We start from the raw sequence: 14,961 nt of genomic DNA, 5'->3' as shown, positions 1-14,961 counted from the left end.
GCCGCACAGCGTGTCATCGGGTGACTTCGAGCTGACCACGGACGAGTTGCGAGTCGTCGCTCGATATGTGACAGAGACGGCTGAAGAGGTCCTCGGCGTATACGAAGGTGCCCATCCCGACGACCCTCGGCCGCGAGCAGCCATCAATGCCGCTTGGCTGTTCGTCAACGGTGCGCCCAGGACCCAGGCCCAGCGGGTCGCCGCGCTGGACGCTCACCGGGCGGCGAAAGGCGCCGATACCGAAGCCGCGCGTCTGGCCGCGCAGGCAGCGGGGGACGCCGCCTCAGCGGCCTATCTGCATCCGATCGCGAAAGCTCACCAGGTCGGCCACATTCTGCGGGCCGCGGCGAGCGCGGCCCGTATTGCCGAGATCAACGGCGGCGGCGATCCCGAGGCCGGGGACATCACGCTGCAACGCGCCCGGCAACGTGCCACGCCGGTCTTGATCGATGTTCTCTGCCGCTATCCGCCGGCGCCGACCGGTACCGGCCGGGTCGCCCAGCTGATGACGACCTTGGACGATGCCCTGCGGGCCCGGCGCTGACGCCCCACCGCTAGATCACCCAGGCGGCGGCATCCGGTGGCAGCCGGCCTTCGATCAGCTCGCCGCTGGTCAGCAGCATCTCGCCGGCCGGTAATGGTGCCGGATCGGTGCCGGTGTTGAGCACACACGTCAGGCCACCGTCGCGTCGTAACGTCAGCATGTCGCCGGATGTCGTCAGCTCGATTCGGCTGCCCGCGAATTCGGCACGGCCGGAGCGTAATCGGATCGCCCGCCGGTAGAACTCCAGCGTCGATGACGGGTCGGTCTGCTGGCGCTGCACTGTCAGTGCGGCCCACTCGGCCGGCATCGGCAGCCACGTGTCGGAGTTCGACGAGAACCCGAACGGCGGCGCATCACCCGACCACGGCATCGGCACGCGGCAACCGTCCCGCCCGCGTTCGGTGTGACCGGAGCGCTCCCACACCGGATCCTGGAGCACCGCATCGGGCAGATCGACATTGGGCAGCCCGAGTTCCTCGCCGTTGTAGACGAACACCGCGCCCGGCAGAGCCAGCATCACCAGCGCCATCGCGCGCGCTCGCGCCAGCCCCCGAACCCCGCCGCCGTAGCGGGTGACCTCTCGCTCTACGTCGTGGTTGGACAGCGTCCACGTCGGTGTCGCCCCGGCGAGATTGGCCGCCACGACCGCGTTGTCGATCGCATCGTGGATGTCGCGGGCATCGAAATCGGCTTGTACCAAGCGGAAATTGAAGCCCAGATGAAGCTCGTCGGGGCGCAGGTATTTCGCGAAGCGCTCGTTGCCGTGCACCCACACCTCTCCGACGGCCACCGCGTCGGGATAGTCGTCGAACACGCTGCGGATGAAGCGGTGAATGTCGTGCACGCTGTCGTTGTCGAACCGCGGGTCGTCTTCGCTGTTGCGCAGCAGCGCGGTGTCGGTGACCGCCATGTCGGGCAGCTCGGGTGGCTTGGCCATGCCGTGGGCCACGTCGATGCGGAACCCGTCGATCCCGCGGTCGAGCCAGAACCGCAGCGTCTTCTCCAGATCCTCGAACACCGCGGGATGGGTCCAGTTCAGGTCGGGTTGCGCGGGATCGAACAGGTGCAGATACCACTGGCCCGGGGTGCCGTCGGGCTCGGTGACACGGGTCCACGCCGGGCCGCCGAACACCGACACCCAGTTGTTGGGCGGGATGTCGCCGCGTGGGCCGCGACCGTCGCGGAAGATGTAGCGGTCGCGGCGGCGTGGATCGGCCAGGGCCTGGACGAACCACGGGTGCGCCGAGCTCGTGTGGTTGGGAACCAGGTCCATGGTGACCCGGATCCCGCGCGCGTGAGCGGCGTCGAGCAGCCGGTCCAACGCATCGAGACCGCCGAACAGCGGGTCGACATCGCGCGGGTCGGCGACGTCATACCCGTGATCGGCCATCGGCGACACCATGACCGGATTGAGCCACAACGCGTCGACGCCGAGCGCCGCCAGATAGTCCAGCCGTGCGCTCACGCCGTCGAGATCACCGACCCCGTCGCCGTCGCTGTCGGCGAACGAGCGGGGATAGACCTGGTAGAAAACCGCGTCCGTCCACCACCGGCGCATGTCAGAACGCCGAGTTCACCATCGAGTCCGCGGCCATGTTCAGATAGTCCAGCAACGCCTGCCGGTGGGGCTCGTCCAGCGTCGCGGAGTCGATCGAAGCCACTGCGGTGTGCATGCAGCGCAACCAGGCGTCGCGTTCGAGGTACCCGATGCGGAACGGCGCATGCCGCATCCTCAGGCGCGGGTGGCCACGCTGGTCGGAGTACGTCCGCGGTCCACCCCAGTACTGCTCGAGGAACATCCGCAGCCGCTCCTCGGCGCCGTCGATGTCGTCCTCGGGATACAACGGCAGCAGGATCTCGTCCTCGCGCACCAGCTGGTAGAACCGGGACACGATCGCCGCGAACGTCTCGTGCCCGCCGACTTCGTCGTAGAAAGATCGCTGCACCTGCGTCACGTCGTTCATTGTCGTCCATTGTGGCCCGACATCGCGTCCGAGCCGGTCACGGCACCGTGGTCACCTGGTGTTCATTGGACTGACCTGCGAACACACAAAGAATTTTCGTGCGTATCTCCTTGATCCGTGGTGGACTGTCTCCTCGGAGGCTCCATGGCGCACAGCAAAAAAAGCCATATGCGACGGACCGGCCACATACCCGGCCCCTCGGGACCCCATGTGCCAAATCGCCCCCTGCACAGCGTCGAGGCCCTGCCGACGACGACCCCCGACGCCTCACTGTGGGGCCGCCGCCGGGTGCTGCTGCTCAACTCCACCTATGAACCGCTGACGGCGCTACCGCTGCGGCGTGCGGTGATCATGGTGATGTGTGGCAAGGCCGACGTCGTGCACGACGACCCGTCGGGACCGATCATCCACTCGGCCACGCGCACCATCGTGGTGCCCTCGGTGATCCGGCTGCGAACCTTCGTGCGGGTGCCCTATCGGGCCCGCGTCCCGATGACCCGGGCCGCGCTCATGCATCGTGACCGGTTCCGCTGTGCGTACTGCGGCGGGCGGGCCGACACCGTCGATCACGTGATCCCGCGGAGCCGCGGCGGCGAGCATTCGTGGGAGAACTGCGTGGCGGCGTGCGCGCCGTGCAATCACCGCAAGGCCGACCGTCTGCTGGCCGAACTGGGCTGGTCACTGCGGTGCGTTCCGATGCCGCCCAAGGGGCAGCACTGGAGGCTGTTGTCGACCATCAAGGAACTCGACCCGGCCTGGGTGCGCTATCTCGGAGAGGGCGCGGCGTGACGCCTCGTTGTTGGGCACTCTCGGCGCATCGTCGTGTTGCGGCTGATACGGTTTGCGCGTGAGCACAGCACTTACCCATTCCCTCCTCGGAGGGGTTCCGCTGTTGTTGTTCGTGGTCCTGGCGTTGATCTACCTGCCCCGCAAGGGACCGCATCCGGCCACCTACAAGATGTCCGATCCGTGGACTCACGAGCCCATCCTCTGGGCTGCCGAGGAGCCGCAGGATCATGGGCACGGCGGGCACGATTCACACGGTGTGACGATCGGAGGCGGCGCAAGTGGCAAGTGGTAGCCAAACAACGGAAATCGCGACCGCGACGAGGGAACTCGACCTGCCCTACGGCTACGCGCTGACCTACAGCGGCCGGATCTCCGGCGTCACCGAGCCCGGTGAGCTCTCGGTGCACTACCCGTTCCCGACGAGGGACCTCGTCGTGCTCGACGACGCGCTCAAGTACGGCTCGCGGGCGGCCAAGGCCCGGTTCGCGATCTACATCGGTGACCTGGGCGCGGACACCGCCGCCTCGGCACGCGAGATCCTGGCCAAGGTGCCCACTCCCGACAATGCGGTGCTGCTCGCGGTCTCACCCGACCAGCACGCCATCGAGGTCGTCTACGGCGCCGACGTCAAGGGCCGTGGCATCGAAGAGGCCGCCCCGCTGGGCGTCTCGGCGGCTGCCGCATCCTTCAAGGAAGGCAACTTGATCGACGGTCTGATCAGCGCCGTGCGCGTGCTGTCTGCCGGCGTTTCACCTGCCTGATCCGCTTTACTTACGCACAGCGAGCGTGCGTGTTTGTCTCCTGACAAGCACGCACGCTCGCTGCGTTTGCGCGGTCTGCTAACCCGTCAGCCCATTGCGGATCTGGACGAAGCGGGTCAGGAATTCGCGCTCATCGAGCCGTTTGCGCCGCATCCAGGTACTGACCTCGAAGTTGCACTTGCTGGCGTTGCACGAGGAGCAGGCGGGTACCACGTTGTCCACGGTGTAACGGCCGCCGCGCGAGATCGCCATGACGCAGTCCTTCTGGAACGGGCCGGCGGCGGTACCGCAGTAGGCGCACCCGCCCCAAGCGGACTTGATGGCATCCCACTGATCGTCGGTGAGGTCGTTGACGACCAGATCCATCCGACGCTTGCGCTTGCGGGCGGCCCGTGCCGCGCGGGTTCGACTGACCGCCACCGACCAAGGGTATGAGCCCGGCGAGCGACCGCGTCCGCACGGCAATCACGGCGTGTCGCCGTACCGACGCGGTCGCTCGCGGATCAGCTCACCGGATCAGCTCACGTCGAAGGCGCGGGCGCGCAGCGAGCGCTCCACGCCGGCGCGGCCCTCAACCACCAGGCGGCGCAACGCGGGCGGCACCTCGGGATCGGACAGGAACGCGTCCGCCGCGTCGAGCCCGTTCTGGCTGACGTCCCACGAGGGGTACAGCCCGATCACCACCGTCTGCGCGACCTCGCTGGACCGGCGCTGCCACACCCCGGAGATCGCCGCGAAGTAGCGGGTCGTGAACGGCGCCAGCAACTCCGACTGGCCCGGCTGCACGAAGCCGCCGACGATCGCGCGGGTGGTGATGTTGGCGATCGTGTCGTCCTCGATGACCTGCTCCCACGCTGCGGACTTCACCTCGTCCTGCGGACGGGCTGCCGAGGCCGCCGCGGCGTGCCGCTTGCCCGCCGCGGTCGGGTCGTTCTCGGCCTCTGCGTCGATGAACGGGGTATCGGGACCGTCGGCATCGATGTCGCCGTTGCGGGCCAGTGCCGTGACGATCCGCCAGCGCAGATCGGTGTCGATCACCAGGCCGGACATGTTCACCGCGGCGGGTTCGTTGTCGAGCAGGGTCGACAGCACGGCGACGTGATTCGGTGCCAGCACCGAGTTGCACAGCGCGTTGACGAACGCGAGTTGATGATCGGAACCGGGCGCGGACTTGCCGGCCAGATCCAGCAGTGCGTCTCCGAACGCCGGCCAGCCGATTTCGGCGGCCCAGGCGGGATCGGCGTACGAGCTCAGCGCGGTCTGTGCCTGCATGAGCAGTCGCTGCGCGACGCCGACCTCGGTCTCGGCGTGCACGCCGCTCATCACCAGGGCGACGAAGTCACGAGCCTTCATCTCGGCCTCGCGGGTCATCTCCCAGGCTGCCGACCAGGCCAGCGTGCGGGGGAGCGGGTCGGCGATATCGGCGATCCGGGACAGCACGGCCGACAGCGAGGCCGGGTCCAGCCGCAGCGAGCAGTAGGTCAGGTCGTCGTCATTGACCAGGATCAGCTTTCCGCGGGAAATACCCACCAGCGCAGGAACTTCCGTGATCGGACCCTCGACGTCGAGCTCTTCGCGGTGCACCCGGACGAGCTTGCCCGAGCCAGCCGGGTCGTCGTCGTAGATGCCCACGGCAAGCCGGTGCACCCGGGTCTCCCCGGCGCCGGGCGCCGCACCCGACTGGGCGATGGCGAATCGGGTGAACGCACCCGAGCCGTCGACGTCGAAGTCGGCCCGCAATGTGTTCAACCCCGTTGTCTTGAGCCACTGCTGGCCCCAACCGGACAGGTCACGTCCCGACGACTTCTCCAGAGCACCCAGCAGATCACCGAACGTGGCGTTCGCGAATGCGTGGTCGCGGAAGTAGTCGCGCAGGCCGGACAGGAATTCCTCGAGCCCGACATAGGCCACCAGCTGCTTGAGCACCGAGGCGCCCTTGGCGTAGGTGATGCCGTCGAAGTTGACCTCGACAGCGGCCAGATCCGGGATGTCCGCGGCGACCGGATGGGTCGAGGGCAGCTGATCCTGCCGGTAGGCCCAGGACTTCTCCACGTTGGCGAAAGTGGTCCACGCCGTGTCGTATTCGGTGGCCTCGGCCTGGCACAGCACCGATGCGAACGTCGCGAAGGACTCGTTGAGCCACAGGTCGTCCCACCAGGCCATGGTCACCAGATCGCCGAACCACATGTGCGCCATCTCGTGCAGCACGGTCTCGGCGCGGCGTTCGTAGGAGGCGCGGGTCACCTTGGACCGGAAGACGTAGTCCTCCAGGAACGTGACCGCGCCCGCGTTCTCCATCGCACCCGCATTGAACTCGGGCACGAACAGCTGGTCGTACTTGCCGAAGGCGTAGGGCACGCCGAAGTTGTTGTGGTAGAAGCCGAATCCCTGCTTGGTCTCGGTGAACAACCGCTCGGCGTCCATGAACTCGGCCAGCGAGGCACGGCAGAAGATGCCGAGCGGGATCTCACCGTGGGGATCGGAGTAGGTGTCGCGCCACACCGCGTACGGTCCGGCGATCAGCGCCGCCAGGTAGGTGCTCATCTTCGGGGTGGTGGCGAAGGTGTGCACCGTCGCCGTGCCGCCGGGTTCTGTGGCGGTGGTGGCCCCGTTGGAGATCACCTGCCAATGCGAGGGCGCGGTGACCTGCACGTCGAAGGTGGCCTTGAGGTCGGGTTGGTCGAAGCAGGCGAACATGCGCTTGGCGTCGGCCGTCTCGAACTGCGAGTAGAGGTAGACCTCGTTGTCGACGGGGTCGACGAAGCGGTGCAGGCCCTCACCTGTGTTCGAGTACAGGCAGTCCGCGTCGACCACCAGGACGTTGTGTTCGGCCAGGCCGGTCAGCGCGATGCCGGTGGATTCGTCGTAAGCGGACACATCCAGGGCGTTGCCGTTGAGTGTCGCGCCATGGACCGTGTCGGCCGCCAGGTCGATGAAGGTGTCGGCACCGGCAAGTGCGTCGAATGTCACAGTCGTGGTGGACCGGAAGGTGCGGTCGCCCGGCTTGCCGTTGCCGTCGGTGAGGTCGAGGACGACGCGGTAGTTGTCGACAGTGACCAGAGCGGCGCGCTCGACGGCCTGGTCGCGAGTGAGATTGGGAAGTGCCACGCGTCCAACCTAGTGGCTGGACGTCGGCCGGACCCGGGCTACTGGGGGAAGCCGGCCATCCCGGCGAGTCCGTTCAGCGCACCCAGGTTGTTCAGGATCGAACCGTCGCTGATCGACGACATCATCTGCGGGCAGTACATCTGGATCGCGATGCCGGTGAAGAACGACGCCATCTGTGGGGACATGCCGCCGTCGCCGCGCATCTGGGAGGCCACCGACGCGAAGTCCTTACCGGGCTCGACCAACATCGGACAGACGTCCTGGCCCATCTGGACAGCCGTGTTGGGGTCGCCATAACCAACCCCCGCGCTGTTCAGCGCGTTCAGGAACGAGCTGTCGGTCGGATCGCCCGGGGCGGGCACCGGGTCGGCCTGCGCAGGGATTGCCAGCGCGAGGGCAGCGGCGACGGCACCAGCGGTCGCCAGGAAGGCACGAGCGGCCATATTGAGCTCCTCAGCTATCACGCAGAACCCTTTGATCGCTCTGCTCACTTGGGCAACAGTGGTTTACCAGGGTCACAGGGACAACACGTTTCGATAAAGGTTCGCCCACTATGCGTTTCCTGTGCTGCTGCCGTGACTTCAGCATGCATGTCGACACGCCAGTCTTCATAGTTGTCGTGATTGGTCCGCGGATAGTTACGGGTATCGGGAACATCTCAGTGCGCACCCAGAGTTGTGCTGATAGCAGTTGTGCCCTGAACCACATCGAGAGGACGCGTAGATGGCCCCCGTAGATCAGAAGGCCACAGACCGAAAAGACACGGCAGGATTCTGGTTCGATCCGCTGTGCCCGTGGTGCTGGATCACCTCCCGCTGGATTCTCGAAGTCGAGAAGGTGCGCGATATCGACGTGCAGTTCCACGTCATGAGCCTCGCGGTGCTCAACGAAGGGCGCGACCTGCCCGAGAACTACCAGGAACTGATGAAGAAGGCGTGGGGCCCGGTCCGCGTCGCCATCGCCGCCGAACAGCTCAAGGGCTCGGAGATCCTCGGCCCGCTCTACACCGCGATGGGCTTCCGGATCCACAACCAGGACAACAAGGACCTCGATCAGGTCATCGCGCAGTCGCTCGACGAGGTCGGGCTGCCCGCCGAACTGGCCGAGGCGGCCACCACCGACAAGTACGACGAAGAACTGCGCAAGAGCCACCACGCCGGCATGGACGCCGTCGGCGACGACGTGGGCACCCCGACCATTCACGTCAACGGTGTCGCCTTCTTCGGCCCGGTGCTCTCGAAGATCCCGCGCGGTGAAGAGGCCGGCAAGCTCTGGGATGCCTCGGTGACGTTCGCGTCGTACCCGCATTTCTGGGAGCTCAAGCGGTCCCGCAGCGAGCCGCCGCAGTTCGACTAGCGCGAAACCGGATCGACCGGCCCGCGACCCAGCCACTCCAGGTCGTCGCGGCTCGGCGCCGATTCCCAGTCACCTTCGCCGGTACATGCGAACGCACCACACGCCAGCGCGGTGTCGAGGCACTGGCGCAACGTCGCACCACGGGCGAGGTCGGCCAGCCAGCCGGCGACGAATGCGTCCCCGGCACCGACGGTGTCGATCACCGGGACCGCGACGGCCGGAGCCGATAACCGGCCATCGGCCGTGGCGACCATCGCGCCGCCGGCGCCGCGCTTGACCACGGCGCAACCGATGCCAAGGTCCAGCAGAGCGTCGAGTTGCCGCTGCGGGGTATCGGCTCCGGTGAGCAGCTGCGCCTCCGCTTCTCCGGCGAACACGATGTCGGCCCGCTGGGCAAGCTCGAGGTAGGCCGCCGCTGCCGCCCGCTGGTCACTCCACAGGGTGGTGCGGTGGTTGACATCGAACGACACCGATACGCCCGCCGATGTCGCGGCGTCGATTGCGGCGTGGGCCGCGGATCGGGCGGAGTCACCCAACCCGGCCGAAATGCCGGTGACATGAAGGATTTTCGTGTCGGCGACGACGGCGACGGGGACATCGGCCGGTCGCAGCCGGCTACCGGCTTGCCCGCGGCGGTAATAGGTGACGCGGGCGGTACCGGGGTGCGGGTGTTCTTTGACCATGAGCGCCGTCGCGGTGTCGAGATCGAACACGGGGTAGGGCTGCACACCTTCAGCCCGCAGTTCACGCAGGATCAACTCGCCGAGACTGTCCGCGCCGAGCCGGCCGATCCAGGCCGCTGTGCCGCCGAGCCGGGCCACCCCGATGGCCACATTGCTCTCGGCGCCGCCGAATCCCAGCCGCAGCGTGGGGTTGTGGTGCAGGCGCCCAGGCTGCGGCGCTGTAAGCAGGCCGAGGCTTTCCCCGAGGGTGACGACGTCGAAGGTCGGGCTCATCGCGGCACCTGCGCCGCGACGGCGACGGCTTCGCGTGCCGCATCGGCCACCGCGTCGGCACCGGCATCGGCGCGGGCGGCGATCCAGCTGCCGCTGACGGCGAAAACCGCCTGCTGAGTGAGGAAGTCAGCCATGCTCGCGGCGGTGACACCGGCCGACGGCATGAACAGCATCTCCGGGAACACCGCTGCGTAGGCCGACAGCAGAGCCGATGCGTCGATGACGGCGGCCGGAAACAACTTGACCCGGCGCAGTCCAAGCCGGGCCGCGGTTTCTACCTCGGTCGGCGTGAGGACGCCCGGAATGACCGCCAGCCCGGCCTGCTCGACACATCGCACCACCTCCGGATCCAGCCCGGGAGACACCACGAACCGCGCGCCCGCCTCGATGGCATCGCGGGCCTGCGCACCCGAGCGGACCGTGCCGGCGCCGACCAGGAGATCACCGCGGGCAGCGAGCCGGCGAATCGCGGCCAGGCCGTACTCGCCGCGCAATGCCACCTCGACCACCGGCAGACCGCCGTTGACGAGCCCGTCGCCGATGGCATCGACGTGGTCGGGATCCCGCACGGTCGCCAGCGGGATCACGCGGTGCTCGAACACCTCGCTCACCGGGCGTCGGCGAACGTCGGGCGGGTGCCGTAGCGCTCCAGCGCGGTTCGGTCCAGGGTGACGCCCAGCCCGGGTCCGTCCGGCACCGTGAGCATGCCATCGCTGTCGAGATCCCATCCGCCGTTGACGAGTTCGTCGATATAGGCCGATCCGGTCTTGTATTCGACGAAATCGGTGGCCGCCAGCGCCGACGCCAGATGCAGATCGGCGGCCAACCCGATCGCGGTGTTCCAGCCGTGCGGGATCAGCCGAACCCCGCGATCCTGCGCGGCCCAGCCGATGCGGCGGGACTCGCTCAGGCCACCGCCCTTGGTGGTGTCGGGCTGCACGATGTCGAAGGCCCCCGCATCGAGAAAAGGCAAGAACGTCTGCCGACGGGTCAGCACCTCACCGCCACTGATGGGCACCTTGGAATGCCGCCTCAACTCCACGAACCCGTCGACGTCGTCGGGCGCCAGCGCCTCCTCGAACCATGCCACGTCGTAATCGGCCAGCATGTCGGCTGTGCGCTTGGCCCACGACAATCCGCCGGGGAAGAACGCCTCAGAACCGCCTGCGTCGACGGCCAGCGCGTGGTCGCCGACCGCTTCGCGGGCCGCAGCCACAGTCCGCTCATCGGTCTCGCTGTCGACCCGGCCGAATTTCCACCAGCCGATCTTGAATGCCGTGAATCCCTGATCTGCCAGTTGCGAAAGGTTTTCGGTCATGACCGGCGCCTCATCCATGAGTACTGAGGCGTACGGCCGCACCCGCTCCCGGTAACGGCCGCCGAGCAGGCGCCCTACCGGTTGACCGAGTGCTTGGCCGGCCAGGTCCCACAGCGCGATGTCGATGGCGCTGGTGGCATGGGTGAGTGAGCCGCCGCGCCCCATCCAGAACGCGCTCTGGTGCAGAGTCTCAGTCAGACGCTCGGCCTCCAGTGCGCTCTGCCCGATAACTTGCGGCGCAAGCACATCCACGGCGGCGGCGACCAAACCTTCGGTCGTGAAGGCGCTGCCGATGCCGACGTGGCCGCTGTCGGTGTGGACGGCGACCAGGGTGTGCACGACGTCGTCGGGACGCAGTTCGTTGGACCAGCCACCCTCCGGGGTGGCGCCGCGCAGCCCGCACGTCTGAATACCGGTGATCTTCATGTGTTTTGGAGCTCCTCAGGTTGATGTGGCCGTGCGGTCACGGCCGGTGGGTGAGCATGAGTCCGGGCCTGCGGCCCGTGTGGGTGGCGTCGGTGACGACGGGCACGCCGTTCACCCAGACATGGCGCGCCGCATCGGCGTACCGGCTTGGCAGCGTCCAGGTATCGGTGCGGTCGATGACCGCAGGGTCGAACACGACGACATCGGCGAACGCGCCCTCGCGAAGTTGACCCCGGTCCCGCATGCCGAAATGTTCGGCGACCATGCCGGTCATCTTGTGGATGGCGGTTTCCAGCGACAGGGTGCCCGACGGAACGTGGTGAGCCAGGTAGTGCGTATGCCCGTGGTAGAACAGCGGATTGCGGGTTCGGCCGTCGAGATCGCCGTGCCGGCATGTGGTGAAGGCGTCGACCCCGAGCAGGAAGTGGTCGTGGGCGATCGCCTCGGCGAGGTGGTCCGCGGTGAACAGTTCGCCGATCAGCTGCACGCTGCCCATGTCGGCGCCTGCCGCGGTGAGGATCTCGAACAGACACTCCCACTCGTCGGCGCCGTGTTTCTCGGCGATCTCGGTGAAGGACAATCCTTCCCAGTACGGGTGGGTCGGGCTGACACCGAGCCGCACGCGGTGCCACTGTCCGCGGTGGACGAAGCGCCAGTAGCGGTCGCTGTCCCGGCGCACCTGCTCCCGAACTTCCCGATCCTTGAGCAGTTCGGCAGCTTCGGCACCGGGACGTTCCGCCAACCATGCGGGCAGTAATCCGGTGGCCATGCCGATACCGTGCGGGTAGGGGGTCATATCGGCCAGCACATCGGTTCCGCGCTGACGTTCGGTGACAACGCGCTCGGCCGCGCGCTCCCAGGCGCCGGACTCGGCGCCGGTGCCATGACGCACATTCAGGTGAGACAGCTGTGCACGCACCTGCCCGCCGTCGACGACGGCGAAGAACTCGTCCACGGCGGAGTCGAGATCGGCGTCGCGATTTCGGATGTGGCTGGCGTACATGCCGTCACGCCGGCCCGCCGCCCGGGCGAGTGCCACGAGTTCCTCGGTATCGGCGAAACGTCCTGAGCCGTACTCCAGTCCGCTGGAGAAGCCGATCGCGCCGGCCTCCATCGCCTCCTCGAGCAGACGGATCTGCGCGCGCGGTGGGTCGGTGGCTGACCGCGCGGCGCTGCGGATCGCGGTGTGTCCCACGAACCACATGAGGTTCTGCGCTGTCGGACCGGAGTGCACCCGCTGCACGAAATCGCCGAAGCTGCGCCAGTCGACCAGACCGTCGTAGCCCATGGCGCGCAGGGCAGCCGCAGCCGTGTCGGCATCGTCGTCGGCTATCGGCGCATAGGTGAGGCCACAGTTGCCGACCACCTCGGTCGTGACGCCCTGGTGGATCGTGCTGAAGGCGTCGGGGTTGCCCAGCACCGACCAGTCGCTGTGGCTGTGCGGATCGATCAACCCTGGCGTGATGATCATGCCGGTGCAGTCGAGCGTGGTGACTGCTCGGACGTCGGGCGACAACCCGGCGAATGCGATGCGGCTTCCGCGTAGACCGACATCGGCTCGTCGTGCGGGTGTCCCGGTGCCGTCGACGATGTGTGCGCCCGTCAGCAGGTAGTCCAGTGCCGGCATCTCAGAGCACCTTGCTGAGGAACTCCCGCGTACGGGTCTCCTCCGGTGCGGTGAACATCGATGCCGGGCTGGCGGTTTCGACGATGATGCCCTTGTCCATGTAGATCACCCGGTCGGAGACCTCCCGGGCGAAGCCCATCTCGTGGGTCACCACCACCATCGTCATGCCCTCGGCGGCGAGGTCTTTCATCACAGCCAGCACCTCGCCGACGATCTCAGGGTCCAGCGCCGAGGTGGGCTCGTCGAACAGCATGATCTTCGGATCCATGGCCAGTGCACGCGCGATCGCCACGCGTTGTTTCTGGCCACCCGACAGCGAATCGGGATAGACGCCGGCCTTGTCTGCCAATCCCACTCGACCCAGCAGGGTGCGCGCCCGTTCCTCGGCCTCGCTCCTGGTGCGACCCAGTACCCGCTGCGGCGCCAGCGCGATGTTCTCGGTGACGGTCATGTGCGGAAAGAGGTTGAAATGCTGGAACACCATGCCGACATCGCGGCGCACCACGGCGAGGTCGGCGGTTTTTTCCTGGGGTCCCAGTGTGTGGCCGTTGATCACGATCGTGCCGTGCGACGGCCGTTCCAAGCCGTTCATGCAGCGCAGCAGCGTGCTCTTGCCCGAGCCCGAGGCGCCGATGATGCACACCACTTCGCGCTCGGCCACCTGGCACGAAACGCCGTGCAGCACTTCGGTGTCGCCGAAGCTCAGCCGTAGTCCGTCGACCTCGATCATTTCTTCGCTCCTGGGGTGAGGGTGAGGGTGTCGCCGACCTCGGGCGCCTTGACGTGGACGCCGAGCCTTCTTTCGTAACGGTGCCCAAGCGCCGAGAGCGCGTAGCAGATGACGAAATAGCCGGCGCCGACGATGAGGTAGGTGGTGATCGGATCGGCGGTCAGCGAGCTGACCACGTTGCCTGCGCGGGTCAATTCGATGAGACCGATGACCGCGACCAGGGAGCTGTCCTTGATCAGGACCACCAGGAAACCGACACCGGGTGGCACGATCATCCGGGCCGCCTGCGGCAGGACGACCCAGCGCATGCGTTGCGCGTAGGACAGCCCGAGCGCCTCGGCGGCCTCGAACTGCCCGCGAGGAACCGCTTGGATGCTGCCACGGACCAGCTCGCCGATGTAGGCGGACGCGAACACCGACAGCGCGATCACCGCGGCCCAGTACTCCGAGAGGCTGCTGCCCGGGGCCATCAGCGGTATGCCGAAGTAGACGAAGAAGATGATCAGCAGCACCGGGATGCCGCGGATCAGCGCGACGTACAGCGCGGCCGCCCACCGCAGCGCACGGATCGTTCCGGTGGACACGAGGCCGATGACGACTCCGAGTACGCCGCCGAAAAGTACTGACAGCGCGCATATCTGCAGAGTCACGACAGCTCCGTGCCACAACAGCGAGAGATGTTGGGTGCCGAGTCCTTCGAACATCAGGCCACCTTCCATTTGATGAACCGGGTTTCGACGATTCGCGACAGGCTCGCGATGAGGAAGGCGACCGCGAAGTAGAGGAGGCCGCCGACGGTGAACGCCTCGATGGTGCGGAATGTGGTCGAGGTGATTCCCATCATCACGTGCATGAGGTCGGGCAGGGATACAACCGATGTGATCGACGAGGCGAGGAACAGCAGAATGGTCTGATTGGTGATGGCCGGCAGGACATTTCGCATCGCTGGTGGGAGCAACACGCGCCAGAAAGTGTCGCGCCGGCTGAGCCCGAGTGCCGCGCCCGCTTCGCGCAGGCCGGCCGGCACAGACTGAAAGCCCGCGCGATAGATCTCGGCCATGTACGCCGCGTTGTTGACACTGAGCGCGAGGATGCCCGCGGCGACCGGGTCGAGGTTCACACCTGCTTGCGGCAGTGCGAAGTAGACGAGGTAAAGCTGCAGCAGCAGTGGGGTATTGCGGATGACCTCGATGTAGGCCGACGACGCGACGCGCGCGAAGCTCACCTGCGAAGTGCGCCCGATGTAGAGCAGGATTCCGAATGTGCCGCCGACCAGCGCGGCGAACAGGCTCACCCCGATGCTGACCAAAAGGCCTTTGAGCAGTGGAACGAGATAGGGGATCAGGTCCCCGTAGTAGAGCTGCATGTGTTTTCCTGAGAAG

Annotated in this window: 17 protein-coding genes; 5 read left to right on the top strand and 12 right to left on the bottom strand. The window is 67.0% G+C overall.

Annotated elements, in window-relative coordinates; all coding sequences use genetic code 11:
• Positions 1-10 precede the first annotated feature (10 nt).
• Positions 11-544, top strand: a complete 534-nt coding sequence (locus H977_RS0121435) for a putative immunity protein (RefSeq protein WP_029109797.1) — start codon at positions 11-13, stop codon at positions 542-544.
• A 10-nt stretch (positions 545-554) separates the two neighbouring features.
• Here H977_RS0121435 and H977_RS0121430 read toward each other — a convergent pair whose 3' ends face one another.
• Together H977_RS0121430 and H977_RS0121425 are read right to left on the bottom strand one after the other, a co-directional pair.
• Positions 555-2,102 (bottom strand): glycoside hydrolase family 13 protein, encoded by a 1,548-nt coding sequence (locus tag H977_RS0121430; protein WP_029109796.1) that lies wholly within the window; start codon positions 2,100-2,102, stop codon positions 555-557.
• Between the two features lies 1 nt (position 2,103).
• Positions 2,104-2,490, bottom strand: coding sequence for a globin (locus H977_RS0121425; protein ID WP_196808296.1), 387 nt, complete (start codon positions 2,488-2,490; stop codon positions 2,104-2,106).
• Between the two features lie 162 nt (positions 2,491-2,652).
• On the opposite strand from H977_RS0121425, the gene H977_RS0121420 reads away from it, so the two are divergent.
• The 3 genes from H977_RS0121420 to H977_RS0121410 are packed head-to-tail and all read left to right on the top strand — an operon-like array spanning position 2,653 to position 4,058.
• The gene (locus H977_RS0121420; RefSeq protein ID WP_029109794.1) at positions 2,653-3,297 is read left to right on the top strand and encodes an HNH endonuclease; all 645 of its coding nucleotides are present in this window, start codon (positions 2,653-2,655) and stop codon (positions 3,295-3,297) included.
• Between the two features lie 58 nt (positions 3,298-3,355).
• On the top strand, positions 3,356-3,589 hold the full coding sequence (gene ctaJ / locus H977_RS0121415; protein ID WP_029109793.1) for an aa3-type cytochrome oxidase subunit CtaJ: 234 nt from the start codon (positions 3,356-3,358) through the stop codon (positions 3,587-3,589).
• On the top strand, positions 3,576-4,058 hold the full coding sequence (locus H977_RS0121410; protein WP_029109792.1) for a DUF5130 domain-containing protein: 483 nt from the start codon (positions 3,576-3,578) through the stop codon (positions 4,056-4,058). The genes ctaJ and H977_RS0121410 overlap by 14 nt, the downstream gene beginning before the upstream one ends.
• Before the next feature lie 78 nt (positions 4,059-4,136).
• Here the strand turns inward: H977_RS0121410 and H977_RS0121405 are convergent, their stop codons facing one another.
• From H977_RS0121405 to H977_RS0121395, 3 genes are all read right to left on the bottom strand, one after another.
• A complete protein-coding gene (locus tag H977_RS0121405) occupies positions 4,137-4,478 on the bottom strand; it encodes an HNH endonuclease (RefSeq protein WP_029109791.1) in 342 nt (113 codons plus the stop codon).
• A gap of 96 nt (positions 4,479-4,574) precedes the next feature.
• On the bottom strand, positions 4,575-7,166 hold the full coding sequence (pepN, locus tag H977_RS0121400; protein ID WP_029109790.1) for an aminopeptidase N: 2,592 nt from the start codon (positions 7,164-7,166) through the stop codon (positions 4,575-4,577).
• Between the two features lie 38 nt (positions 7,167-7,204).
• Positions 7,205-7,609: a DUF732 domain-containing protein gene (locus H977_RS0121395; RefSeq protein ID WP_029109789.1), complete on the bottom strand. Its 405-nt coding sequence runs from the start codon at positions 7,607-7,609 to the stop codon at positions 7,205-7,207.
• Between the two features lie 280 nt (positions 7,610-7,889).
• On the opposite strand from H977_RS0121395, the gene H977_RS0121390 reads away from it, so the two are divergent.
• Complete coding sequence (locus H977_RS0121390; RefSeq protein WP_029109788.1) at positions 7,890-8,522, top strand: mycothiol-dependent nitroreductase Rv2466c family protein; 633 nt, start codon at positions 7,890-7,892, stop codon at positions 8,520-8,522.
• On the opposite strand, the gene H977_RS0121385 is transcribed toward H977_RS0121390, so the two are convergent.
• From H977_RS0121385 to H977_RS0121355, 7 genes are read right to left on the bottom strand one after another with little or no spacing between them, the layout of a single operon-like run.
• A complete protein-coding gene (locus H977_RS0121385; protein WP_029109787.1) occupies positions 8,519-9,478 on the bottom strand; it encodes a sugar kinase in 960 nt (319 codons plus the stop codon). The two genes, H977_RS0121390 and H977_RS0121385, sit on opposite strands and share 4 nt — an antisense overlap.
• Positions 9,475-10,089: a bifunctional 4-hydroxy-2-oxoglutarate aldolase/2-dehydro-3-deoxy-phosphogluconate aldolase gene (locus tag H977_RS0121380; protein WP_029109786.1), complete on the bottom strand. Its 615-nt coding sequence runs from the start codon at positions 10,087-10,089 to the stop codon at positions 9,475-9,477. Before H977_RS0121380 ends, H977_RS0121385 begins: the two co-directional genes overlap by 4 nt.
• Positions 10,086-11,222: a mandelate racemase/muconate lactonizing enzyme family protein gene (locus H977_RS0121375; protein WP_029109785.1), complete on the bottom strand. Its 1,137-nt coding sequence runs from the start codon at positions 11,220-11,222 to the stop codon at positions 10,086-10,088. The genes H977_RS0121380 and H977_RS0121375 overlap by 4 nt, the downstream gene beginning before the upstream one ends.
• Positions 11,223-11,259: 37 nt before the next feature.
• A complete protein-coding gene (locus tag H977_RS0121370; RefSeq protein ID WP_029109784.1) occupies positions 11,260-12,849 on the bottom strand; it encodes an N-acyl-D-amino-acid deacylase family protein in 1,590 nt (529 codons plus the stop codon).
• Position 12,850: 1 nt separating this feature from the next.
• Positions 12,851-13,579: an amino acid ABC transporter ATP-binding protein gene (locus H977_RS0121365; RefSeq protein WP_029109783.1), complete on the bottom strand. Its 729-nt coding sequence runs from the start codon at positions 13,577-13,579 to the stop codon at positions 12,851-12,853.
• Positions 13,576-14,283 (bottom strand): amino acid ABC transporter permease, encoded by a 708-nt coding sequence (locus H977_RS0121360; protein ID WP_036476671.1) that lies wholly within the window; start codon positions 14,281-14,283, stop codon positions 13,576-13,578. The genes H977_RS0121365 and H977_RS0121360 overlap by 4 nt, the downstream gene beginning before the upstream one ends.
• On the bottom strand, positions 14,283-14,945 hold the full coding sequence (locus H977_RS0121355; protein WP_029109781.1) for an amino acid ABC transporter permease: 663 nt from the start codon (positions 14,943-14,945) through the stop codon (positions 14,283-14,285). The genes H977_RS0121360 and H977_RS0121355 overlap by 1 nt, the downstream gene beginning before the upstream one ends.
• Positions 14,946-14,961: the final 16 nt, after the last annotated feature.

The sequence above is a fragment of the Mycobacterium sp. URHD0025 genome (genome assembly GCF_000426065.1).
In the GTDB taxonomy this organism is placed as follows: Bacteria; Actinomycetota; Actinomycetes; order Mycobacteriales; family Mycobacteriaceae; genus Mycobacterium.
This window is presented reverse-complemented; position numbering and strand designations above follow the sequence as displayed.

Bases quoted from the DNA above. Each gene is read 5' to 3' on its own strand.
- H977_RS0121430 (WP_029109796.1), bottom strand. From the start codon at position 2,102: ATGCGCCGGTGGTGGACGGACGCGGTTTTCTACCAGGTCTATCCCCGC.
- H977_RS0121420 (WP_029109794.1), top strand. From the start codon at position 2,653: ATGGCGCACAGCAAAAAAAGCCATATGCGACGGACCGGCCACATACCC.
- H977_RS0121395 (WP_029109789.1), bottom strand. From the start codon at position 7,609: ATGGCCGCTCGTGCCTTCCTGGCGACCGCTGGTGCCGTCGCCGCTGCC.
- H977_RS0121390 (WP_029109788.1), top strand. From the start codon at position 7,890: ATGGCCCCCGTAGATCAGAAGGCCACAGACCGAAAAGACACGGCAGGA.
- H977_RS0121385 (WP_029109787.1), bottom strand. From the start codon at position 9,478: ATGAGCCCGACCTTCGACGTCGTCACCCTCGGGGAAAGCCTCGGCCTG.
- H977_RS0121375 (WP_029109785.1), bottom strand. From the start codon at position 11,222: ATGAAGATCACCGGTATTCAGACGTGCGGGCTGCGCGGCGCCACCCCG.
- H977_RS0121370 (WP_029109784.1), bottom strand. From the start codon at position 12,849: ATGCCGGCACTGGACTACCTGCTGACGGGCGCACACATCGTCGACGGC.
- H977_RS0121365 (WP_029109783.1), bottom strand. From the start codon at position 13,579: ATGATCGAGGTCGACGGACTACGGCTGAGCTTCGGCGACACCGAAGTG.
- H977_RS0121360 (WP_036476671.1), bottom strand. From the start codon at position 14,283: ATGTTCGAAGGACTCGGCACCCAACATCTCTCGCTGTTGTGGCACGGA.
- H977_RS0121355 (WP_029109781.1), bottom strand. From the start codon at position 14,945: ATGCAGCTCTACTACGGGGACCTGATCCCCTATCTCGTTCCACTGCTC.